At 46.6% G+C, this 23,247-nt stretch carries 18 protein-coding genes and 1 riboswitch; of the genes, 5 read left to right on the top strand and 13 right to left on the bottom strand.

The genetic code is table 11. The annotated features are described in order from the left end of the window. Positions 1–24: 24 nt before the first annotated feature. The 3 genes from MJQ52_RS01760 to MJQ52_RS01750 all read right to left on the bottom strand — a co-directional run bounded on the left by MJQ52_RS01760 (position 25) and on the right by MJQ52_RS01750 (position 3,547). Positions 25–327, bottom strand: coding sequence for an ArsR/SmtB family transcription factor (locus tag MJQ52_RS01760; protein WP_007407355.1), 303 nt, complete (start codon positions 325–327; stop codon positions 25–27). A gap of 31 nt (positions 328–358) precedes the next feature. Further along, entirely contained in the window at positions 359–2,293 is a 1,935-nt protein-coding gene (gene thrS / locus MJQ52_RS01755; RefSeq protein ID WP_025650406.1) for a threonine--tRNA ligase, read from the bottom strand. Positions 2,294–2,680: 387 nt separating this feature from the next. Beyond that, entirely contained in the window at positions 2,681–3,547 is an 867-nt protein-coding gene (locus MJQ52_RS01750; protein WP_094246864.1) for a LysR family transcriptional regulator, read from the bottom strand. Between the two features lie 118 nt (positions 3,548–3,665). On the opposite strand from MJQ52_RS01750, the gene MJQ52_RS01745 reads away from it, so the two are divergent. Continuing rightward, a complete protein-coding gene (locus tag MJQ52_RS01745; RefSeq protein ID WP_094246863.1) occupies positions 3,666–4,646 on the top strand; it encodes a zinc-binding dehydrogenase in 981 nt (326 codons plus the stop codon). Positions 4,647–4,672: 26 nt separating this feature from the next. Here the strand turns inward: MJQ52_RS01745 and MJQ52_RS01740 are convergent, their stop codons facing one another. The 3 genes from MJQ52_RS01740 to gltB form a co-directional block, all read right to left on the bottom strand. Then, complete coding sequence (locus MJQ52_RS01740; protein WP_153986667.1) at positions 4,673–4,825, bottom strand: hypothetical protein; 153 nt, start codon at positions 4,823–4,825, stop codon at positions 4,673–4,675. Positions 4,826–5,021: 196 nt separating this feature from the next. Then, positions 5,022–6,503 (bottom strand): glutamate synthase small subunit, encoded by a 1,482-nt coding sequence (gltD, locus tag MJQ52_RS01735; protein ID WP_003153838.1) that lies wholly within the window; start codon positions 6,501–6,503, stop codon positions 5,022–5,024. Positions 6,504–6,519: 16 nt separating this feature from the next. After that, on the bottom strand, positions 6,520–11,079 hold the full coding sequence (gene gltB, locus MJQ52_RS01730; protein ID WP_094246862.1) for a glutamate synthase large subunit: 4,560 nt from the start codon (positions 11,077–11,079) through the stop codon (positions 6,520–6,522). Between the two features lie 145 nt (positions 11,080–11,224). Between gltB and MJQ52_RS01725 the strand changes: the two genes are divergently transcribed. Beyond that, positions 11,225–12,127 (top strand): LysR family transcriptional regulator, encoded by a 903-nt coding sequence (locus MJQ52_RS01725; RefSeq protein ID WP_094246861.1) that lies wholly within the window; start codon positions 11,225–11,227, stop codon positions 12,125–12,127. A gap of 60 nt (positions 12,128–12,187) precedes the next feature. Here MJQ52_RS01725 and proB read toward each other — a convergent pair whose 3' ends face one another. The 4 genes from proB to MJQ52_RS01705 form a co-directional block, all read right to left on the bottom strand. Next, the gene (gene proB / locus MJQ52_RS01720) at positions 12,188–13,306 is read right to left on the bottom strand and encodes a glutamate 5-kinase (RefSeq protein ID WP_014305177.1); all 1,119 of its coding nucleotides are present in this window, start codon (positions 13,304–13,306) and stop codon (positions 12,188–12,190) included. 24 nt (positions 13,307–13,330) lie between these two features. Next, on the bottom strand, positions 13,331–14,179 hold the full coding sequence (gene proC, locus MJQ52_RS01715; RefSeq protein ID WP_014418088.1) for a pyrroline-5-carboxylate reductase: 849 nt from the start codon (positions 14,177–14,179) through the stop codon (positions 13,331–13,333). 176 nt (positions 14,180–14,355) lie between these two features. Beyond that, positions 14,356–14,724: a replication termination protein gene (gene rtp / locus MJQ52_RS01710; RefSeq protein ID WP_003153833.1), complete on the bottom strand. Its 369-nt coding sequence runs from the start codon at positions 14,722–14,724 to the stop codon at positions 14,356–14,358. Positions 14,725–15,013: 289 nt separating this feature from the next. Beyond that, positions 15,014–15,730: a 3-ketoacyl-ACP reductase gene (locus tag MJQ52_RS01705; protein ID WP_003153828.1), complete on the bottom strand. Its 717-nt coding sequence runs from the start codon at positions 15,728–15,730 to the stop codon at positions 15,014–15,016. A 129-nt stretch (positions 15,731–15,859) separates the two neighbouring features. Between MJQ52_RS01705 and MJQ52_RS01700 the strand changes: the two genes are divergently transcribed. Together MJQ52_RS01700 and MJQ52_RS01695 are read left to right on the top strand one after the other, a co-directional pair. Next, entirely contained in the window at positions 15,860–16,165 is a 306-nt protein-coding gene (locus MJQ52_RS01700; RefSeq protein WP_025852259.1) for a DUF948 domain-containing protein, read from the top strand. A 65-nt stretch (positions 16,166–16,230) separates the two neighbouring features. Continuing rightward, positions 16,231–16,992, top strand: a complete 762-nt coding sequence (locus MJQ52_RS01695; RefSeq protein ID WP_069448817.1) for a hypothetical protein — start codon at positions 16,231–16,233, stop codon at positions 16,990–16,992. A 30-nt stretch (positions 16,993–17,022) separates the two neighbouring features. Here MJQ52_RS01695 and MJQ52_RS01690 read toward each other — a convergent pair whose 3' ends face one another. From MJQ52_RS01690 to MJQ52_RS01680, 3 genes are read right to left on the bottom strand one after another with little or no spacing between them, the layout of a single operon-like run. Beyond that, entirely contained in the window at positions 17,023–18,270 is a 1,248-nt protein-coding gene (locus tag MJQ52_RS01690) for an RbtT/DalT/CsbX family MFS transporter (protein WP_014305179.1), read from the bottom strand. Between the two features lie 47 nt (positions 18,271–18,317). Beyond that, a complete protein-coding gene (locus tag MJQ52_RS01685) occupies positions 18,318–19,784 on the bottom strand; it encodes an FGGY-family carbohydrate kinase (RefSeq protein ID WP_094246859.1) in 1,467 nt (488 codons plus the stop codon). After that, entirely contained in the window at positions 19,777–20,793 is a 1,017-nt protein-coding gene (locus MJQ52_RS01680; RefSeq protein ID WP_094247881.1) for a 2-hydroxyacid dehydrogenase, read from the bottom strand. Before MJQ52_RS01680 ends, MJQ52_RS01685 begins: the two co-directional genes overlap by 8 nt. Before the next feature lie 122 nt (positions 20,794–20,915). Then, a riboswitch (SAM riboswitch) is annotated at positions 20,916–21,008 on the bottom strand. A 146-nt stretch (positions 21,009–21,154) separates the two neighbouring features. Here MJQ52_RS01680 and MJQ52_RS01675 point away from each other — a divergent pair. Next, entirely contained in the window at positions 21,155–23,218 is a 2,064-nt protein-coding gene (locus MJQ52_RS01675) for a molybdopterin oxidoreductase family protein (protein ID WP_094246858.1), read from the top strand. Positions 23,219–23,247: the final 29 nt, after the last annotated feature.

Genomic DNA, 23,247 nt, shown 5'->3' with positions numbered 1-23,247 from the left:
ATCCCTCTTCTAAAGGATTCAGCCCTACATTTCGCGCTGAAAATAATCGGCCATCGCCTTTATCGCTTCTTCATCTCTTTTATAATAGGTGTATTTGCCAATCCGTTTTGTTTGGATAAGGCCCGCCCGCTGAAGAATGGAAAGATATTGAGACGCCGTTGACTGTGTCATCTGAAGCTTATCGGTGATCTGGCTGACACATACTCCGATCTCATTCATATCAATGCCATCATGCGGGGCGAAGTGACGGTCCGGCTCTTTCAGCCATTGTAAAATCTCAAGCCGTGACTCATTAGACAACGCTTTAAAAACATCAATAGGTTTCATACGCTTTATTATATCGTGATTTTACGATATGTCAATGTTGTTTTTCTTCAATCTCTATTTTTTGTTTTGCCTCTCTTATGATCCGGGACATAAAATCACTCACATTCTCTTCAAATGTGTCTTCCCGCCCGTATTGCCGTACATGTACAGATTGATGGCGGCACTCTTGATCCCCCACAACCGCAATATACGGTATTTTTTTCATTTGTGCTTCTCTGATTTTATAGCCGAGTTTTTCATCGCGCTGATCGAGCTCAGCCCGGATACCCGCTTTCTTCATTTGCAAGTGCACCTGTTCTGCGCAGTCCAGGTGTGCGGTGTTTGATACTGGGATGATTTTTGCCTGTACCGGTGCAAGCCATAAAGGGAACGCTCCCCCGAAATGTTCTGTAATGATTCCGAGAAATCTGTCGAGAGATCCGAATACCGCCCGGTGGATGACAACAGGACGGACTTTTTGGTTTTTTTCATCAATATATGTTAAATCAAATTTCTCCGGCATTTGAAAATCCAGTTGGACAGTGGCACATTGATGGCTCCGGTTCAGCGCATCTTTTATATGAATATCAATTTTCGGTCCGTAAAATGCGCCATCTCCCCGATTAAACCGAAAACGATATCCCTGTTCTTTTAATACTTTTTCTAATGCGCTCTCAGCCCTGTTCCACAAGCGTTCGCTTCCCATGTAATCTTCCGGTCTTGTTGACAGCTCAATATCATAGGAAAAACCAAATGCGGTGTACACCTCGTGAATCAGCTGCAGCGCCGAAGCGATTTCACTCTCGATCTGATCCTGCGTTACAAAAATGTGTGCGTCATCCTGGCAAAAAGATCTGACGCGGAGCAGGCCATTAAGCGCCCCGCTGAATTCGTGACGGTGCACCTGACCGAACTCAGCCATCCGAATCGGAAGATCACGATAAGAACGAAGCTTTTCTTTAAATATGAGCATGTGGCCGGGGCAGTTCATCGGCTTTAACGCAAAGCGCTGATGATCGGCTTCTGAGAAATACATATTCTCTTTATAATGATCCCAGTGGCCGGATTGCTCCCAAAGACGCTGGTTCATCATCATAGGGGTACGCACTTCCTGATAATGATAGGCATCCTGCTTTGAACGCAGAAATGATTCAAGCGTGTTTCGGATAAACTGACCGTTCGGCAGATAAAAAGGCATACCCGGCGCCTCTTCCGAAAACATAAAAAGTTGTAACTCCGCTCCCAATTTCCGATGATTTCTCATCTCCGCCTCTTTCAACAGCTGAAAATGTCTGTTCAGCTCCTTTTCTGAGGAAAATGCTTTCCCATAGATGCGCTGGAGCATTTTTTGGTTGCTGTCGCCGCGCCAATAAGCCCCTGATACATGAGTGAGCGAAAAAGCTTTTATCTGTCCGGCAGACGCCAAGTGCGGACCCCGGCATAAATCAATGAATTCGCTCTGGCGGTATATACTGATTGTATCAGTCTGCGGAATACCCGCTAAGAGCTCAAGCTTCAGCGGTTCATGAGCAAACAGCTGCTCTGCCTCTTCTCTGGGGATTTCTTCTCTGATAATTTCCGGATTTTCCGAAATGATTCGGTTCATCTCTTTTTCAATGACGGCCAGGTCTTTTTCAGTAATCGTTTCATCCATATCAAAGTCATAATAAAAGCCATTGTCAATAACGGGTCCGATCCCTAAACAAACCTTCGGATACAGACGTTTTACCGCTTGCGCCAATACGTGTGCTGCTGTGTGTCTCATCACTTCCAGTCCTGCTTCAGACTGAAAACTGCACAGTTCAATCGCCGCATCCTTATGAATGCTTCTTCTAAAGTCATATAACGATCCGTTTACCTTTCCGGCGGCAGACGCCTTTTTCAGACTCGGACTGATTGATTGAGCGATCTCTTCTAACGTAACGCCTTTCCGGTATTTTTTTTGTTTTCCATCAGGAAAAGTAATCACAATGTGTGGCTTCTTCACGGTCTGATCTCTCCTTTATTTTTAATAAAATAAAAAACACACTCATCCCAAAGAAAGGGACGAGTGTGTGTCAGACCCGCGGTTCCACCCAAATTCCCGCCACTTTAAGTGACGGCTCATTTTTGCCGTAACGCAGCTATACGGTATCGGCTGCTTTCGTTCACCGATACAGCTCAAAAGGCGGTAAGCTCATTCTTCGTGCCGGGAAGGTCTCAGCCGCGCCTCCCCTCTCTGTATGGCCGGTTAAAATGTCTCATGTCCTTATCATTGCAGATTCCTTTATACGAAAAACTTTCTTTTATTATACATAAATTTCCCGAAAAAGAAAGTTTTTTAAGAAAAACCGGAACGAAAAAAAAAATTGGCGTACACAGCTGTCCTGTTTTCTCATTTTCCGTTCGATAATGTTTTTAATCTATTCAGCAGTTCTCCAAACGCCGATGTCAAAAATAAATCACTCCGGTAGATGAATGATATATTCATATTCCGAAAATGTTCAGGGAGCTTATGAAGAAAAAGATTTTTCCTGTTTTGAAAATAACGGACGGCTGATGCAGGCAGAAAGGAGACCCCCATCCCCGCCTGCACCGCCCCAATAATGGCTTCCAACGTACCGAATTCAATGATTTTATGTGCGGGCACTGCCTCTTCTTTCAGTATGTTTTTTATTTTGCGGCGGTGCGAACAGCCCGCGGCAAAATACAGAATCGGCTCTCGCAGCAAGTCTTGCAAACTGCCTTCCCGCTTATTTGAAACCAAGACCAATTCTTCTTGAAATACAGCGAATTGCTCAAGATCTTCATATTCGACCGGTCCGTAAACAAAAGCGCCGTCCAGCTCATAGTGTAGAACGCGCTGCACTAAGGTATGTGTATCACCGGTTGACAGTGACAGCTGTACTTTCGGGTAGCGGCTGCAATACTCCGTGAAAAATTGAGGGAGATGGACGGCTGCCGCCGTTTCAAGAGAACCGATTCGAAGCGGCCCGTTCGGATCGCCTGCCTCTCGCGCTGTTTTTTGCGCCTCATGCAGCAATTGAAGGATTCTGTCTGCGTCTTTTAATAAGTTTTCACCTGCTGGCGTCAGCGTCATTCCCCGATTTGTGCGGTAAAAAAGCTGTGTTTGCAATTGCCGTTCCAGCTGCTGAATCCGGTTTGTCACATTTGATTGAACATAATGCAGGCTTTCTGCCGCCTTTGAAATACTTCCTTTGCGGGCGACAGCCTGAAAAATCTTTAAGTCTCCGCTTTCCATGTAAGGGCACCTTCTTGCTATGATTTTTATTGATAGCCGGCTATCAATTTTCATTTATTTACTGCAGCTGATACAGCCTGTAAAATTTTTCTCATCAATCATAAAGGAGAGAAGAATCATGAATGTCCTTATCATACACGAAAATGGCTTTAATTTCAGGCAGGCACCTGACAAAAGGCCGGGAAACGGCGAAGTAAAAATAAAGCTGAAAACAGCCGGATTAAACCATCGTGATTTGTTTTTAATAAAAAAACACGAAACCGGAAACCATGAATTTATTCTCGGTTCAGACGGCGCGGGAATCGTAACCGAAATAGGACACGGCGTCCGGTCTCATTTACTGAATGCAGAAGTCATCATCAACCCGGTGCTGAATTGGAAGACTGTTGAGGACGTACCAGCCGTCCCTGATATTTTAGGCGGTCCGAGCGACGGAACATTTTCACCTTATGTCATCGTTCCTGCAGAAAATGCCGTTTTAAAACCCGAACACCTGACTTGGGAGGAAGCGGGCGTCCTGCCGTTATCAGCATTAACCGCTTATCGCGCCTTATTTACAAAAGGACAATTAAAAAAAGGCGAACACCTTATCCTTCCGGGCATCGGAAGCGGCGTGGCAACATACGCCTTATTCATGGCAAAAGCTATCGGAGCGACAGTCAGCGTCACCTCCCGCAGTGAAAACAAAAAACAAACCGCACTGTCATACGGTGCAGACCGGGCGATTGACAGCTACGGTGACTGGAATGAGGCGCTGAATGGCGAAAAAGCAGATATCATACTTGACGGTGTAGGCCCCGCCTTATTTCAACACTATCTTGACATTATTAAACCGAATGGCCGGATCGTAACATTCGGCGCCAGTTCAGGCGATCAGCTCGGATTTCCCATTCGCTCGCTGTTTTTTCCGCAGATTCATATTCTCGGTACATCAATGGGAAGCAATGAGGAATTCGCGGATATGCTGGAATTGATAAACCGCTGCGGCATCCGTCCCATTATCGACCGCATGTACCCTCTCAGTGAAGCAGCTGCCGCTTTTAACAGGATGCGGGAAGGACGGCAGTTCGGCAATATTGGCTTTCGTGTAGATGTCTAAAAAAAGGAGCGGACCCGTCCGTTTCCTTATTTGTTTATTAGCGTTTCCGCTTGAAATTCAAAATGTTGTTCTTCATCGATTAAAATCTGCCCGCAAATCGACTGCAGACACACAGAGCCCGTCACGTTTTTTAAGGCGTCGTAATAAACGGCGGCGATGACTTCCGCCGTCAGCAGCACCGTGATCGACAGCTCAAGGCTTGCAAATCGTCTCAGTCTCCGGAAGAAAACAATCTCTCCGCTCTGTAAAACAAAATTCCATATTTATCTTCCATTTCCATATTTCCTTTATATGACCAATACAAGAAGAAGGAGGTTCCATTTCAATACGAAAAACCGGCTGTTCCCAGCCGGTTTTATAAATAAACCCCTTTATTTACGGTAAAACAGTGCTCCCCATTAAATAACTGTCGACTTCGCGCGCTGCTTCCCGGCCTTCATTAATCGCCCATACAATCAGGCTTTGGCCCCTTCTCGCATCCCCTGCGGCGAAAACACCGTCAACATTCGTTTTATAATCCCCATATGCCGCCTGAATTTTATGATTTGCCGAATCGACACCGAACTGTTTCAATAATGGCTGTTCTGTTCCTTCAAAACCGATGGCGATGAACACCAGCTGAGCAGGCCAGACTTTTTCTGTACCGGGCAGTTCATGAAATTCATACTTTCCGAATTCGTTTCTGACTTTTTCCATTTGGATGGTGTGGATCTCTTGTAAGCGGCCCTGCTTATCGGCCACCATTTTTGTCGTCTGAATTGAATATTCTCTCGGGTCTTTGCCGAACTTTGCCTGCGCTTCTTCATAGGCGTATTCAAGGGTAAAGACGTGCGGCTGTTCAGGCCACATATTGTCGTTCGTGCGCGTCTGAGGAAGTTTAGGATGTTTCCCGAACTGGTGCACGCTGCGCGCTTTTTGGCGCAGCGCGGTTGCCACGCAGTCAGCTCCTGTGTCTCCTCCGCCGATCACGATGACATCTTTCCCTTTAGCGTCTATAAATTGTTTGTCTTTGAAGTTGGAATCTAAATAGCTTTTCGTCGCCAGTGTTAAATAGTCCATCGCATAATGGACGCCTTTTGCTTCCCGGCCTTCAATCAGCAGATTACGCTGCTTTTGGGCGCCTGTGCACAAAATGACGGCATCAAATTGTTCTTTCAGCTCATCTGCCGTTATGTCAACGCCGATTTCGGTATTTGTCACAAAATCTATACCTTCCTGCGTCAAAAGCTTAATACGGCGTTCGACGACATTTTTCTCAAGCTTCATGCTCGGAATGCCGTACATCAGCAGGCCGCCGGCTCTGTCGGCACGCTCGTAGACCGTTACGGAATGACCGGCTTGATTCAGCTGATCAGCGCTTGCCAGACCTGCCGGGCCTGAACCGACGACAGCGACTTTTTTACCTGTGCGTTTCGCGGGAATTCTCGGCTGAATCCATCCATTTTCAAAACCTTTGTCAATGATCGTCCGCTCGATGTTTTTAATTGAAACAGCCGGATCTGAAATGGCCAGCGTACAAGATCCTTCACAAGGAGCGGGACAGACCCGCCCTGTGAATTCAGGAAAGTTATTCGTTTTCAGAAGGCGTTCCAAGGCTTCTTTCCAGCGCCCCCGATAGACGAGGTCATTCCACTCCGGTATCAGATTATAAATCGGGCAGCCGGAGGTAAAACCGTTGATATCAGCGCCGATTTGGCAAAACGGTGTGCCGCAATCCATACACCGCGCCCCCTGCCGCTTTGACGCTTCATCTGAAAATGGAGCCGAATACTCTTTCCAATCCTTTAAGCGAGTGAGAGGGTCCCGCTCAGCCGGTTTTTCTCGTTTTTCTTCCATGAATCCAGTTGGTTTCCCCATGTTCCTCTCCCCTTTCTTACTGTACTACCGCTTGTTTTTGATCTTTGGCAGGCGTTTGGAGGACCTTTGTATTGGCTTCAAAAGCATACATAATTGCGTCTTCTTCTGATAAACCCGCCGCTTTTTGTTCTTCGATGCTGAGGAGCATTTGTTTATAGTTTTTCGGAATGATTTTGATAAAGGTTTCTGCGGCTTTTTCCCAATTGTCCAGGAGATCTGCGGCTTTTTTGCTGTTTGTCAGCGCCGCATGCCGTTTGACCATTTCTTGCACTTCTTTGACCTCCGCCTCATCCGTCAGCTTTTCAAATGAAATCATTTCCATGTTGCATTTGCGTTTAAATGCTTTGGCATCTTCACTCAGGACGTATGCGATACCGCCTGACATTCCCGCCCCGAAGTTTTTGCCGACTTCGCCGAGGACGACAACCCGGCCGCCTGTCATGTATTCACAGCCGTGGTCTCCGATACCTTCTACAACGACATTGACTCCGCTGTTACGGACTGCAAAACGTTCACCGGCGCGCCCGTTAATGTACGCTTCCCCGCTTGTTGCTCCGTAAAATGCGACGTTCCCGATAATAACGTTATCGTGTGTTTCACAATTGAAGGCATCAGGCGCTTTCACGATGATTTTTCCGCCTGAAAGCCCTTTGCCTACGTAGTCATTTGAATCCCCGTTCAAATGAAGCGTCATCCCTTTAGGGACAAATGCTCCGAAACTCTGTCCGGCTGATCCGGTAAAATGAAGTCTGATCGTATCATCCGGCAGGCCTTCCGCTCCGTAGCGTTTAGAAATTTCACTTCCCGTCACGGTTCCGGCTACGCGGTTTGTATTATTGATCTTGATTTCAGCTTCCGCTTCCTGACCGGCTTCAATTGCAGCCTGCACCGCCGGAAGAATAACCGTCATATCAAGCGACTCGTCGATTTTATGGTTTTGCGCCGTACGGAAAGTGCGTATGCCTTCAGGCTGGTACAGCAGTGTGGATAAATCAAGCTGGCCCGCTTTCCAATGCGCTTTCGCACGTTCACTGACATGAAGAACGTCTGTCCGTCCGATCATTTCATCAAGCGTCTTAAAGCCTAACTGCGCCATATATTCTCGCACTTCTTCTGCGACAAACAGCATGTAATTTACGATATGGTCAGGATCGCCCATGAATTTTTTGCGGAGCTCCGGATTTTGCGTCGCGACACCTACAGGACATGTATCTAAATGGCAGGCGCGCATCATGACGCAGCCGAGAACGACAAGCGGCGCTGTAGCAAAGCCGAATTCCTCCGCACCGAGCAAGGCGGCCATCACGACATCTCGGCCTGTCATCAGCTTACCGTCCGTTTCCAATACTACGCGATCCCGTAAGCCGTTCAGCATCAGCGTTTGGTGAGCTTCTGCAAGACCAAGCTCCCACGGAAGACCCGTATGTTTAATACTCGTTTTCGGCGATGCGCCCGTTCCGCCATCGTAGCCGCTGATGACGATGACATCCGCAGTGCCTTTTGCCACACCGGCCGCAATCGTGCCGACACCGGCTTTTGACACGAGCTTGACGCTGATTCGCGCGCTTCGATTTGCATTTTTTAAATCATGGATCAGCTGCGCCAAATCTTCAATTGAATAAATATCATGGTGAGGAGGCGGTGAGATCAGCCCTACACCTGGTGTAGAACCGCGGACATCCGCGACCCAAGGATATACTTTGTTCCCCGGAAGCTGACCGCCTTCTCCCGGCTTCGCCCCTTGCGCCATTTTGATCTGCAATTCATCCGCATTGACGAGATAATGGCTCTTTACGCCGAAACGGCCGGAAGCGATCTGTTTAATCGCACTTCTTCTGTCGTCGCCATTTTCATCCGGAACGAAACGTTTCGGATCCTCGCCGCCTTCTCCGCTGTTGCTTTTTCCGCCAAGCCTGTTCATCGCTACCGCTAAAGCCTCATGGGCTTCCTTGCTTAATGAACCGAATGACATCGCTCCTGTTTTAAAACGTTTCACGATGGACGCAGCTGATTCAACTTCCTCTAATTTTAAAGGCTTGCGGTCTTCTTTGAAGGCGAACAGATTGCGTAAAAATCCGATTCGTTCTTCATCCGCTGCTTGAGAATACTGCTTAAACAGGCTGTAATCATTTTTTCGGCAGGCCCATTGCAGCGTATGGATGGTTTTCGGGTTGAAAGCGTGGTGCTCTCCCCCGTTCCGCCATTGGAATTCACTTCCCGGATCAAGAGTTTGGCTGTAATCATCCTTGTACGCCGCTTGGTGGCGCTGTTTCGCTTCTTGCGCAATCGTCTCAATATCGATTCCGCCAAGCTGAGATGCAGTACCGGTAAAGTATTTGGCGATAACGTCTTCACCGATGCCGACCGCTTCAAAAATTTGGGCGCCCCTGTAACTTTGCACAGTTGAAATCCCCATTTTTGACATCACTTTCACGACGCCTTCTGTTACGCTCTTTCCGTATTTGCTGACAGCTTCTTCATACGGAATATCAAGCCGGCCTTCATCGATTTCCTGCTTATACGTAGCATAAGTCAAATACGGATTGACAGCATCGGCACCATACCCGATGAGAGCCGCAAAGTGATGAACTTCACGCGCTTCCCCGGATTCAACGATAATGCTTGCTTTTGTTCGCAGGCCTTGACGGATCAAATGCTGATGCAGCGCACTGACGGCCAAAAGCGGCGGAATCGGCGTCAATTCCTTACTCATTGCCCTGTCAGATAAAATTAACAGAGATACGCCTTCCTTGATCGCTTTTTCCGCTTGCTGAAACAAATCCTTCAGGCCTTTTTCCAGGTCATCGGAAAACAGCGTGCGGATGTTCTGGCTCTTAATGTCAGGGTGCACAAGTGTTTTCAGCGCATAAAACTGTTCGTTTGATAATACAGGAGTATACAATTTTATGCGGCGTGCATTTCTTTCACTCGGATGCAGCAGATCGCCTTCAGCTCCAAGCCATGTCACCGTAGAGGTCACAAGCTGCTCGCGGATCGCGTCAATCGGCGGGTTTGTGACTTGCGCAAACAGCTGTTTAAAGTAATGAAACAGTGATTGGGCGCGATCGGATAAAACGGCGAGCGGCGAATCATTTCCCATAGAGCCGAGCGGGTCCTTGCCTTCTTTAATAACAGGAATTAAATACTTCTGAATATCTTCATACGTATAGCCGAACGCTTTTTGACGGACGAGAAGATCATCGAATTGTTCCTCTTCCCGGATTTCCGGGTCAGGATCCACTTGAACCAATTCTTCTTCAAGCCATTTTTGATACGGGAATTCATTGGCGATTTCTGTTTTTACTTCTTCATCTGAAATAATCCGGCCTTCCTCTAAGTCAATGAGCAGCATTTTTCCGGGCTCCAGACGTTTTTTATGAAGAATGTTCTCCTGCTCCACTTCAATAACGCCGACCTCAGATGAGAAAATAATATGGTCATCTTTTGTCACATAGTAACGTGCCGGACGCAGGCCGTTACGGTCAAGGATGGCGCCGATCTGTTTTCCGTCCGTAAACGAAATGGCGGTCGGCCCGTCCCACGGCTCCATTAAAGAGCTGTGATATTCATAAAAAGCCCGTTTCGCTTTAGACATGTGAGTGTTTTCCGTCCATGGTTCCGGAATCAGCATCATTGCCGTATGTGCCGGTTTCCGCCCCGCCATCACGAAAAATTCAAACGCATTATCAAGAATGGATGAGTCACTGCCCTCAGCATTTAAAATCGGCAGCACTTTGTGAAGATCGTCTCCGAAGCTTTCTGAAACGAACTGCTGCTCCCTCGCTCTCATCCAATTGATGTTGCCCCGGAGCGTATTGATTTCTCCGTTATGAATCAGATAGCGGTTCGGATGGGCACGTTCCCAAGTAGGAAAGGTATTTGTGCTGAATCTTGAATGCACGAGTGAAAATGCAGATACGAAGGTCTCATCCTGCAAATCCAAATAAAAAGCGTCAACCTGCTCAGGCGTTAACAACCCTTTATAAACAATAGTCTGGCTTGACAGGCTTGCGAAGTAAAAATCAAGCTGTTCTTGAACGCCCCAATTTTCCGCCTGCTTCCGGATGACATACAATTTGCGTTCAAAAGCAAGGCTGTCTTTCAAATCGTTTGCGGCTCCGATAAATACTTGACGCACATACGGGCAAGTGCTTTGTGCCACTGTTCCGATTTTTCCGACATTTACAGGGACGGTTCTCCAGCCGAGAACGATCTGTCCTTCCTGCTCAATGAATGCATTCACCTGTTTTTCGATCTTTTTTCTTTCCTCTTCATTTTGCGAGAAAAAGACCATTCCTACCCCGTAACGGCCTTTTTCCGGCAGCTTCATTTCTCCGCACTCTTTCTTAAAAAAAGCATCAGGGATCTGAACCATCAGGCCGGCGCCGTCACCCGTATTCGGATCACTGCCCTGTCCTCCTCTGTGATCCAGCTGGCAAAGCATCTTCAGTCCTTTTTTGACAATGTCATGTGAAGGTTTCCCTTTTAAATGGGCATACAAGCCGATTCCGCATGCATCGTGCTCAAATTCCGGACGGTAGAGACCTTGTGCTTTCGGCATTTGATTGTAAGTCATAATTCCTCTCCCCCGATCAGTTTCCGTTAATTATCGGTCATAAAATCTGACAACTTTAAATTAATTGTAAGTTTTCAAAACAATATAAACAATATATAATTTAGATCAAATACATCTCAAAATGAGATAGATGGGTGTGAACGCAATGGAATTACGCCAGCTTCGTTATTTTATGGAGGTAGCAGAACGGGAACATGTGTCAGAAGCGGCTGATCATCTGCATGTCGCACAATCCGCCATCAGCCGGCAGATTGCAAATCTTGAAGAAGAGCTGAAAGTCACTTTATTTGAACGGGAAGGCAGAAATATTAAATTAACGCCGATCGGCAAACAATTTTTAGAACATGTTAAAACGGCGATGAAAGCAATTGATTATGCGAAGGAACAAATTGATGAATATCTTGATCCGAATCGCGGAACCGTCAAAATAGGATTTCCGACGAGCCTTGCAAGCCAGCTTTTGCCGACTGTGATTTCGGCATTTAAAGAGGAATACCCGAACGTTGAGTTTTTGCTCCGCCAGGGTTCTTATAAGTTTTTAATCGAAGCGGTAAGAAACAGGGATATAGATGCTGCGCTGCTCGGCCCCGTTCCCACGGAATTCCCCGACATAACAGGCAATATCTTATTCACGGAAAAGATTTACGCGCTTGTTCCGCTGCACCATCCGCTTGCCAAACAGAAAAATATTCATTTAATTGATCTGCGCGGCGACCAATTCGTTTTATTTCCTGAAGGGTTTATTCTCCGAAATATGGCGATCGACGCTTGCAGACAGGCCGGCTTTGCGCCGCTTGTATCGACGGAAGGCGAGGATTTAGATGCCATTAAAGGATTAGTCTCCGCGGGGATGGGAGTTACTTTATTACCTGAAAGCACCTTTGCAGAAACCACACCCCGGTTCACGATCAAAATTCCGATTGAATTTCCTCAAGTGAAGCGCACCGTAGGCATTATTAAACCAAAAGGAAGAGAGCTGGCTCCGTCTGCAAATGATTTCTATCATTTTGTCATTCAATTTTTCTCCAAACTTGAACAATATCAATAAAAAACAAACCCGAGCTTCAAAACGAAGCCTCGGGCTTTTTCATATTTTTATAGATCTTTCTCAGCCGATCGGAATGGATAGTTCAACGTGGCAGACAAACGCTTCCGGATCAATGACTGATTGATCGGTCTGTTTGTGCGGCGTTTCTTTAAATGTCTTCAGCTGGGCTGAGGAATAGTTGACGATGCCGAGTCCGAGCTCTTCTCCCTGCTGATCAAGCAGCCTGACAACCGCTCCGCTGCTGAATCTGCCCTTAATCTGTTCGATATCCTGCGGTGACAGTGCCATATTTCCGTTCGCGACATCGCGGCTGCTTTTCTTTTCCATCACAATTTCGCCTTCGGGGCCGGAATTAAATGCAAGCCATTGTTCTTTGTGGTTTAACGGCAGGGTTCCTTCCGCTTCAAAATAAGTTCCTTCAGCCGCCTCATCTACCGCTTGAAGCAGAATGTCCGGAATGTTAGCCTGCCCGAGAAAGCCTTTAATACCGGAGGCCATCACAATTTTAAAAGCATCCAGTTTCGAACGCATTCCGCCGGTTCCCATTTCACTCCCGGCATCTCCCGCGCTTGCTTCTATTTCCGGAGTGATGTCACTTACATGTCTGATTCTTTTCGCTTTCGGGTTGCTGCGCGGATTATCATCATATAAACCGTCAATGTCTGATAAAATTACAAGCATGTCGGCATCAATTAAACCTGCCACCTTCGCTGCGAGTGTATCGTTATCTCCGAATTTCAGCCGGTTGACTGTGACCGTGTCATTTTCATTAATAATCGGAATAATGCCTCGTTCCAAAAGGACGTTCATCGTATTGCGCACATTATGGTAGCGGTATTCGTCGGAAAAGTCGCTTCTTGTAATTAATATTTGTGATGCGACATAACCGTGCGCTAAAAACAGCTTTGAATAAGCCTCCATTAATAATCCCTGCCCGATGGAAGCAGAAGCCTGTTTTTCAGGGAGGCCTTCCGGTTTCTGAATAAATCCGAGCTTCCGATAACCTGCCGCCACTGCGCCGGAAGATATTAAAATCACTTCATAGCCGCTGTCTTTCAGCTGTGCGATTTGATCCACCAATGCTTCCAGCTTTCTTCTGCTGATTTCCCCGTGCAGGCTCGTCAGTGAGCTGCTTCCGATTTTCACCGCGACTCTTTTGATCTTCGTCCGAGACGTCACTGTATCACTCCTGTTTCTTAACGATTATAGTGCTGCCGTTTTTTCAATTGTTTTGCTGATCTCAATAGAACGTTCGGTCGCATGTTTAATGGCTTTGGCAATGGCTTCTCCACCGCCTTCTGACCTGAGCGCATCGAGGCCGGCTTCCGTCGTGCCGTTTGGAGAGGTGATGTTTTCCCGAAGCACATCCGGTTTTTCACCCGTTTCCATCAGCATTTTAGCAGCGCCCAATAACGTTTGCGCGCCGATTTTGCGGGACAGCCGTTTGTCTAAGCCGGCTTCTTCACCTGCTTTTTCAATAAACTCCATTAAATAATAGAAGTACGCCGGTCCGCTGCCTGCGATGCCGGTGAAAATGTCCATCTGATCTTCCTTGATCACGTACACTTCCCCGAGGCATTCCAAAAGGGATACCGCGGTTTTTGCTGAACCGTAAGAGACATGGTCTCCGAAAGCCGCAGCTGTTGCCGATTCGCCGATCATGCTGGATGTGTTCGGCATCACTCTTACAACTGGCTGACGGTCATGTAATGATTGTTGTATAAATGAGGTTGTTATGCCTGCCAGAACAGACAGGATGATTTGATGAGGTTGAATACGCCGTTTCAGCGTAGCAAGAGCGATTTCAGCATCCTTCGGTTTCATGGCTAAAATAAAGACATCAATGTCTTCGGTTTTCATGCTGTCAAAAGCAATGCCTTGAATTCCGTATTGATGTTCCAATTCAGCGAGTCGCTCTGTATTGCGGCGGTTTGTCACGCAGATGTTTTGGTTGGGAATTTTTTTTGCGCGGACCATGCCTGATATCATTCCTTCAGCCATTGATCCTGCTCCGATAAAAGCAACTTTCTTTTGATCTAAGATCGGTAACATCTCCCTTGTTCGTATTTTGTTCGTATTTTTCACACGTTTTTTATGTTACCACTTCAGGAGTCGATGTCAAGTTTGGAGGTTTTATTGATATGTATTGTTCCGAGCCTGTTATTATGTATAATGAATCACAGAACAAACCTTTTGAGCCCGGGAGGCCGGGAGCGTTCCGGCCGGATTTAAAAATTATCTGAAATGGCTTTTTCTATCAGCTTTTTGCAGCGGTCAAGCTCTGTCTTCAGCTGTTTTTTGTAAAGCTTTGCAGCTTCATAGTCTTTAAATTGATAGAGAACGACTTCCTGGAGTTTGGCTCCCTCTTTTTTCACTTTTACTTGCTTTAAAATCCCGTCATCCAAAAGTTCGTGAAGTGAACGGTACACCTCGGTATGATTCGGCTTAAAACCGATGGGTTTAAATTCCGAACGCAGCACTTCGAGAAGCTTCAGTCCGTAAAGCCGTTCCTGCTCTGTCATTGTAATCATGTAAAGCTTTAAAAAGGCTCTTTGTTTCACTAAAAAACCGGTTGAACTTCTTTTTTCTTCTTTCAATATGTGCCCACCTTTCCTTTCCTTCTAACAAATTATTCCATGTACTAAATATTCTCTTTATATCCCGTTTTCCCTTTTATTGTTCGGACAGTTTGGTTTGTATTGATTTGTTTTTTGAATGCGGGGAAAAATAATCTTATTGAACATTTGGTACATAGTTTATTTAGTTTAATTATAGCTGATATCGGTTTCTTTTTCACTCTTTTTTCTGCAAAAACGGATCTTTATGCCTGTTTAATCGGGTTGCGGAAACAAAAAAAGACCCGTCACAAAGACAGGTCCCCTTTGATTAAGGATTAGTTGACCACAAACCGGCCGTTTTGATGAAAATGCGCGGGTGTAATTTCAATTGAGCAACCATATATTCTGCAAGATCCTCAGGCTGCATGACTTTTTCCGGATTGCCGTCTGTCAGATTTAATTCAATAGACATGTCGCTTGCAACCGTGCTCGGAGTCATTGCGCTGACACGGATATTGTGTTTTCTGACTTCCTGCATGAGAGATTCGGTCAGACCGAGAACGGCAAATTTAGAAGCGCTGTATGCACTTGTCGCCGCGGCGCCTCTTTGGCCCGCCGTAGAAGAAATATTAATGATATCTCCTGATTTTCTCTCAATCATTTCAGGAAGAACGGCGCGTGTCACGTGGTATACACCCATTACATTAACTTGAATGATGTCTTCCCACTCTTGAGGCGTAAGATCCAAAAATCCGCCGAATTTGCTGATTCCGGCATTGTTAATCAGGATGTCAACCTCACCGAGTTCTTCTTTAATAGAGGAGACGGCTTGTTCAACCTCTTTTTGGTTTTTTACATCGGCAGCAGCGAATGATGCCTTTACACCAAGGGCTTTCACTTCTTCCGCAACCTTTTCGACATTTGCTTCTGTACGGCCGATTAAACCGATATTGACTCCTTCTTTGGCTAAAGCGATAGCGGCGGCGCGGCCGATTCCTCTGCCCGCACCCGTGATAAGAGCCGTTTTGTTTTGTAAGCTTTCCATGTCTTTCACCCTTTCTGAATGTCCTTATGTACGATTTCACATTATAAGCAGAAAAAAAACAATTAGCAAATAAAATGATTCAGCACGATCCGTAAAGGGTATCAACTGAAAAAAAGGAGTGAAAAGCAGATGATCATCATTTTGTATATCAGTGCTGCCGTTGCGGCTGCCGCTTTAATTTATGCAGCCGTATCCGCCGTGCATTTTAAAAGAAACACAGCGCCTGATATAAAGAAGATTAACGCCGTGACAGCGTCCATGCAGACGTCCGTTGAAGAAATCAAAACAGAAACCCGTTTGTTATCACAAAAGCAGAAAGAACTGCAGGAAGACTTTCTTACTAAAAAAACAGCCGTGCAAACGACGGCAGCCGAAGTTAAAGGAACGCCTCACGTCCTGAAAATGCTCTGGAACGCCGGTAAAAGCGGTTTATGAGCCTGCATGTCATCCGACGTTTTTGATGACACTAAGAGAAACTGGCGGATTCAAGGAGGCATAACATGATTTGCGATCGTGAGCGGCTTGCGCATTTTTTGCAGCAGCTTAAAGCATTATCATCTTCGGGAGGATTTACAAAATCGGATTTGCTGACTTCGGAGTTCCATTTAGCCAAGGACGGAGATCTGGATATGTATTATTCGCCTCATAATGAGTATATCAACCCACATGCTGCGGTTGTCATCTCCGGAATTACACCCGGTTTTTTTCAGATGCAGCGGGCGTACAAAGCAGCGGCACAGCTTTTAAAAAACGGCGAATCTCTTGAGGTGATAGCATATGAGACAAAAAAAGCGGCCGGACTTTCCGGTTCCATGAGGCAGCACATCATCGAAATGCTTAATGAATGCGGTCTGCCGGCCGCGCTTCACGTTGAGGATTCATCCCGGTTTTTTGATTCAAAAAGGGAGCTGCTTCATACGACATCCGTTATCAAACACCCTGTTTTTTATAAACAGAAAAACTATACGGGACACCGGCCGGCCATCAGCAGATCAGCTCTTCTCAGCCGTTACGCGCTGACATGTTTTCCGGATGAAATAGAAATGATGAAAAAAGACATTCTGCTTATCCCTCTCGGAAAAGCAGCAGAATCAGCCTGCCGCACGCTGAAGAAAAACGGCAGAATGGGCCATGCGGTCATTCTGGAAGGCTTCCCGCATCCGTCCGGAGCAAACGGACATCGTTTCAAACAATTTCACGAAAACAAACAATCGTTACGTGAACAAATTCAGCGGTTTGCCGGGTTTCTTCATCAGCCGTAAAAAAAGCCCCGAATTTTCGGGGCGCTGCTGTTAAGAAGCGTATTCAGGCAATGCTTTATTGTGTTTTGCCGTTTTCTCTTCAGGTATTTTGATTTGATTTGTCAAGATCGCACTTACGAAATAGAGCGCTGCGAAAATCCATACAACGCCTTGTGCGCCGACAAGCCCGATGAACGCCCAGGCAAGCGCGGGGCCGACAAATGCCGACAGGCCCGCAGCCAGATTTAACACAGACATAGCAGCACCTTTATTGCTGCCGGCCGCCGTCGGCACGATAGCCCCGATCGGAACGAACCCGGCGAGGAGCCCTCCCCATATAAAACCGACAATGCTGACGAACAGCAAATTCCCATGTGATACAACAGGAGCATAATATAATAAAAGAGTAAAAATGCCGCAGCCCACTCCTCCGAACCACATGACAGTCTTTTTCCAGCCGAAGGCATCGCCGACTGCGCCGAAGATTAAGTTAAAGACGATATTTCCGAGAAAAATCGTTCCCCAAATTTGCAGCCATACATTTGTAGAAATGCCGTGCTGCGCCATATGCATCGGGAGGAATACCGGAAATCCATATGTTCCGATGCTGTTAATGATCCGAATGATCCCCCCAGAGAGCACGCGCGGATTTTCAGCAAGGATGGTGATTCCCTTCATTAATTCCTGCGCCTTTTCCCGCTTATCTGCCTTTTTCTTTTCAAAGCGGTCCCTATTTAAAATCAAAGCAAAAAACGCGCCGAGGCATACCCAGAAAATTGAACTCCACAGCGTATTCAAATAGCCGAAGGATTTGATGGCCCAGCTTGAATACCAAGCACCGAATACAAACATCCCGCAGCAATATGCAATCCAGAACCAGCCGACCGCCGTACTGAGCCTGTTTTTCGGCGACCGGTAAATCACCCATGTCAAAAAAGAATAGGCAAACAGCGGATAACCCAGCCCTTTAATAAAATACGTGACATACATCACCGGCAAATTAAGATTCTCAAATCCGTATGCGATAAACGCGGCTGTGCCGATGACGTAAAACAACAGCCCCATAAACATCGTCCGCTTTGCGCCGAAGGCTTCGAGGCAGACCCCTGAAAACCACGACGCCACAGCAAGAGAAATACCGTAAACCGTAAACAGGGATGCTGATTGCTGTACCGTCAAGCCGTTTTCAACTAAAAACGGGCTGAGCCAGCCTTGTTCAAGGCCATCCCCCATCATAAACAGCACGACCCCTAAAAATCCCCAGGCGAGCTGTTTTGGAATTCCTATTTTATTAAGCATTTTTGTTCCTCCTCAGCAATCTTTCATGTTGTCACCTCATCCCCAAGTCAGGCTTTCACCGCCGGCTGAAAATGAGTAAATAATTTTTGGGTATGTTTCCATTCTTCATATAGGAAGAGATCCGTCTGATCCGCTTCCGGCTCAATTACCTTTGTGCAGGTCGAAAGCTCTGCTTTCACACCGAGAGCTTCGTTGCAAATCATCACCGCTCCCATTGCGGATGCCTGGCTGAACCCCTCTCTCTTATAGATTATCTTTTGAAGAAGGTTAGCAAGAAACTGCGTCAAAGCATCACTTTGGAAACCGCCGCCGCACACCTTCACATAATCTTGTGAAAAGGAAGCCGCCTCTGTTAACGCCTCATAGTTCCATTTGATTGAAAAAGCGATTTCCAGCAGTGCAGCTTTGACAAAATGGGCTCTGCTTAAGTTTTGGGACAGCGGAGCGTCAAAAATAAATCCGCCTTTTGCCAGTGCGTTTTTCTCAGGAGATAAATAGGAGCCTAACGCAGATATACAGGCATGATCATGTTTAGGCAGACTTGCGATTTCCCGTTCCATGACGCTGTAGGATTCATTCGGATAAAAAATGGATTTTAATTTTTGATAATTGAGTCCTGTTACACCCGGATTCGTTTCTAGAAGCCATTCACCTTCTTCTGTATGGCAATTCAGCCATGCATTCTCTAAACTTTCGGTTCCGGTCTCCGCTGTTATCTTTGTAATCGGCGTCGTCGTGCCGGATACGATGACGATATCTCCCGGCTTTGCATCTGCACTTTTGATGGCAAGCTGTGTGTCTCCCCCGCCTGCAATCACAGGCACTCTTTCAGAAAGACCGAGCACCGCCGCTTTCTTAAACGTTAACATTCCGACAACCGTCCCAGATCGGACGAGTGAAGGAAGAATGGCAGAAGGCACACCGAAGATGTTGCATAATTTCTCTGACCACGCCTTTTTCCTTACGTCAAACAGCAGTGTTTCAGCAGCCTGTGACGGTTCATAGCTTAAAATTCCGCTCAGCTCAAATGTCACCCAGTCACTGATGCTTGTGATGCACTTCACTTCTTTCCATAAAGACGGCTGTCTGGCTTTTAATCCGACAAGTTTCATGACGGAAAATAAAGCGCTCGGAAGACGTCCGGTTTGCTGATGCACTTCTTCTTCTGCCTCAATCCCGCCTTCCCATTCACGCCCTCTGTTATCAATGTTGGGCAGACCGAGAAATGCCTTTTTATCTTTATTGATCAGAACGATTCCCTGCCTCTGGCTTGTTGAGGTGATTCCGATCAATGTAATATGAGGGCTCTTGGCAATAGCCTTTCTTGCCATAGCGCTGATTTGCGTCCATAACCCTTCCGGTGAGAAATATCGTCCGTCCGGATAAAGCGGATCCGTCACATATTCAATGTCTTCCCTTTCAAGCGCGGTCACTTCGCCGCCGGCAGTCACGACCGCAACTCGCGCATTCCCCGTCCCGATGTCAAATACAAGGTAGCCTTTTTGTTCAGCCATTACAGCCTCCTCCTTCCGTTTCAAGTTCTCTTTTGTTATAAAGTTCACGTATTGAGCAGGTTTGATCTTGTTTCCATTTGAAAAGCGCTTCATTTAAAATCTTCACATGATGATCTTCCACTTCAAATGTTGCGCCCGCTAAATGGGGAGTCGCGAACACATTCGGCAAAGAGATCAAATCATAATCAGAAGATTCAGGCGGTTCATGATAAAACACGTCAAGGATCGCTCCCTTAATCCGCCGTTCTTTCAGCACCCGCAGCAGCTCTTCCCTGTCTGTAACCGCCGCTCTTGACGTATTGACAAAAACAGCTTCCTGTTTCATCAATTGAAAGTGCCGGGCGCCGATAAGGCCGATGGTTTCTTCTGTGCGCGGCAAGTGAACGGAAACAATATCACTTTCAGAAAATACCCGTTCAATCGTCGTTTTTTCATACTCCCGGTTTTCATGACGGACAAATGGATCATAGTAAAGCACCTTGCAATCAAAAGCGGCCAATAGCCGGGCGATTCTCTGTCCGACAGCTCCGAAACCGATAAGGCCGACTGTTTTCCCCGTCAGCTCATTTCCTCTGAATTTGACGTAAGCCTGCAAATAATCACCATTCCACTTTCCGTCCTTCAGCCACTGATGGGAAGAATACGTATGACGCAAAAATGAAATCACATTTCCGATAAACATTTCAGCAACGGCCTGGGCATTGCGGGCCGGTGTAAAGAAAACGGGGATTTTTCTTTTAGTCGCCGCCGCAATATCCACATTAGACGGCATCCCTCTGCAGACACCGATAAAAGCGGAATCCGGCAATATGTCAATAACACGCTCAGACACCTCATCAAGTTCGGTAATAAGCCCCGACGCGTTTGTCTCTTGAATCATTCGGATTAATTCATCTTCCCGATAGGCCCGGCCGTGCTTCTTCCACGGCCGGTGCACAGTCCGGCCGAACAGCTCAGTCAGCTCCTTCAGCCCCTCGTCGTGATATGGCGCGGTAATTAAAACCGTCATGGTGCAAAACATCCTTTTCACATAAATTTTTTCATAAAAAAAATCTCTTTCCTCAAAGAAGGAAAGAGATTCATATACCGTCTTTATACGCTTGAAGCGCACAAATATGTATAGACCATTCTTTCCTATCTTTCAAGCATACGCTTGCTGGAATTGGCACAATAAATGTTGCCGAGGTTTCATAGGGCCAGTCCCTCCACCTCTCTGGATAGAAAATAAAATGATGAAATTGTCAGGCTGTTTAAAAGAATAAACTCATCATAGAAAAGTCTTTCCGTAATGTCAACACTTTTTTCTGAATTGACGTTCGATTTTGAAATGTTATAATGCTTACAATATAAACAAAGAGGAGAAATGGGCTATGAATTCTGCTGCAACACAGCCGAACGGGGTCTTTAAGTCGGTGTGCTCACTAGACTGTCCCGATCAATGCGGCTTGCTTGTGACAAAAAAAGACGGAAAAATCGTTAACATTCAGGGAGACCCCGATCACCCGGTCACATCAGGGAATATTTGCAACAAAGTCAGACACATGGCTGAGCGTATTTATGATGAGAAGCGCGTAACCGTTCCGTTAAAACGGATCGGTAAAAAAGGTGAAGCCGCGTTTGCGCCTATTTCCTGGGAGGAAGCAATCAATACGATCAGTTCGCGCTGGAAAGAGCTTATTGCCGAAGAAGGAGCGGAAAGCATTCTTCCGTACAGCTTTTACGGCAATATGGGAAAACTGGCGGCAGAGGGAATGGACCGCCGTTTTTTCCATCGTCTCGGAGCGAGTCATCTCGAACGGACGATCTGCAGCAAAGCCGGATCTGAAGGCTATAACTATACAATGGGTGAAGGAGCGGGTACTGATCCGGAGGAGACCATACATGCAAAGCTCTTTATTTTTTGGGGGATCAATGCCGTCAGCACGAATATGCACCAAATCATGATTGCTCAAAAAGCCCGGAAAAAAGGGGCTAAAATTGTCGTTATCGATGTACATAAGAACCAAACCGGCCGGCTTGCCGATTGGTTTATTCCCATTCGTCCCGGCACAGATGCCGCACTCGCCCTCGGTATCATGCATGTCTTATTCGACGAAAACCTTCACGATGAAGCATTTCTCACAGAATACACCGAAGGCAGTGAAGAATTAAAAGCGCATGTTAAACACTATGATCCGGAAACGGTTTCTGCTATTACAGGCGTTAAAGCCGACGATATCAGACGCCTTGCGAGAATGTACGGGGAAACCTCCCCTTCCCTTATCAGGATTGGAAACGGCATTCAGCACCATGACAATGGCGGAATGATCGTCCGCACCGTCTCCTGCCTTCCGGCTGTTACAGGACAGTGGCTCAACACCGGAGGAGGCGCAATCAAGCACAACAGCGCGGTATTAAACTATAACAGACAAGCGCTCCAGCGGCCTGATCTGCTTTACGGCAGGAAGCCGCGATCATTTAATATGAACAGGCTCGGAAGCGTTCTTTTAGAAACAAAACCGCCCGTGCGCTCCCTGTTTATTTACGGTACGAATCCCGCAGTGGTTGCGCCGGAAGCGAATAAAGTCAGAAAAGGCCTGCTGCGGGAGGATTTATTTACAGTCGTTCACGATTTATTTTTAACGGAAACCGCCAAATATGCGGATATCGTGCTCCCTGCTTCATCCGCTTTTGAAAACACGGATTTTTACACGTCTTACTGGCATCATTTTATTCAGCTGCAAAAACCGGTGATCGAACCCTACGGGGACAGCAAATCGAATACGGAAGTGTTCCGTCTGCTTGCCGGAGCAATGGGATTTACCGAGCAGGAGCTTCAGGATTCCGATGAAGAATTAATCAGACAGGCGCTGGACTTTCCCGACAATCCGTATATCGAGGATATTGATTACGAGGCGCTCTCATGCCATTCCTTTATGAAAGCCAAACGGAAAAAACCGCTTTTTCCGGGAAAGCTCAAGACACCGAGCGGAAGAATTGAATTATATTCGGAAAAGATGAAACAGGACGGTTATCCGGCGCTGCCGACACACATCCCTCTTGAGAGCGATGACGATTTTCCGCTTTTATTTGTCCCGGGACCGAATCATAATTTTTTAAATTCGACATTTTCAAATAACGAAAAACACGTAAAACTGGAAAAAGCGCCAAAACTTTTTATTCATACAGAAGATGCTGTACGCCGGAACATAGAAGACGGAGAAACCGTTAGAGTTTGGAATCACCGCGGAGAGTGCGAATTGACTGTTTCGGTCGGCGAACAGGTGCTTCCTGGCGTTGCGGTGAGCCAAGGTCTTTGGGCCGATATGGATGATAAAAAACAGCTCGTCAATTCACTCACGCCCGATCGGCTGGCGGATATGGGCGGAGGTGCTGTTTTCTTCTCCGGAAAGGTGCAGGTGGAAAAGCTCAGCAATCAAAACCGTCCGCAATAAACGCCCGGCGGTTTTGCTGAAGGCTGAAT

This window comes from Bacillus sp. jun7, from assembly GCF_051034795.1.
Lineage (GTDB): Bacteria > Bacillota > Bacilli > Bacillales > Bacillaceae > Bacillus > Bacillus velezensis.
Note: the sequence above shows the minus strand (reverse complement) of the source record. Positions and strands in the feature narration are given on the sequence as shown.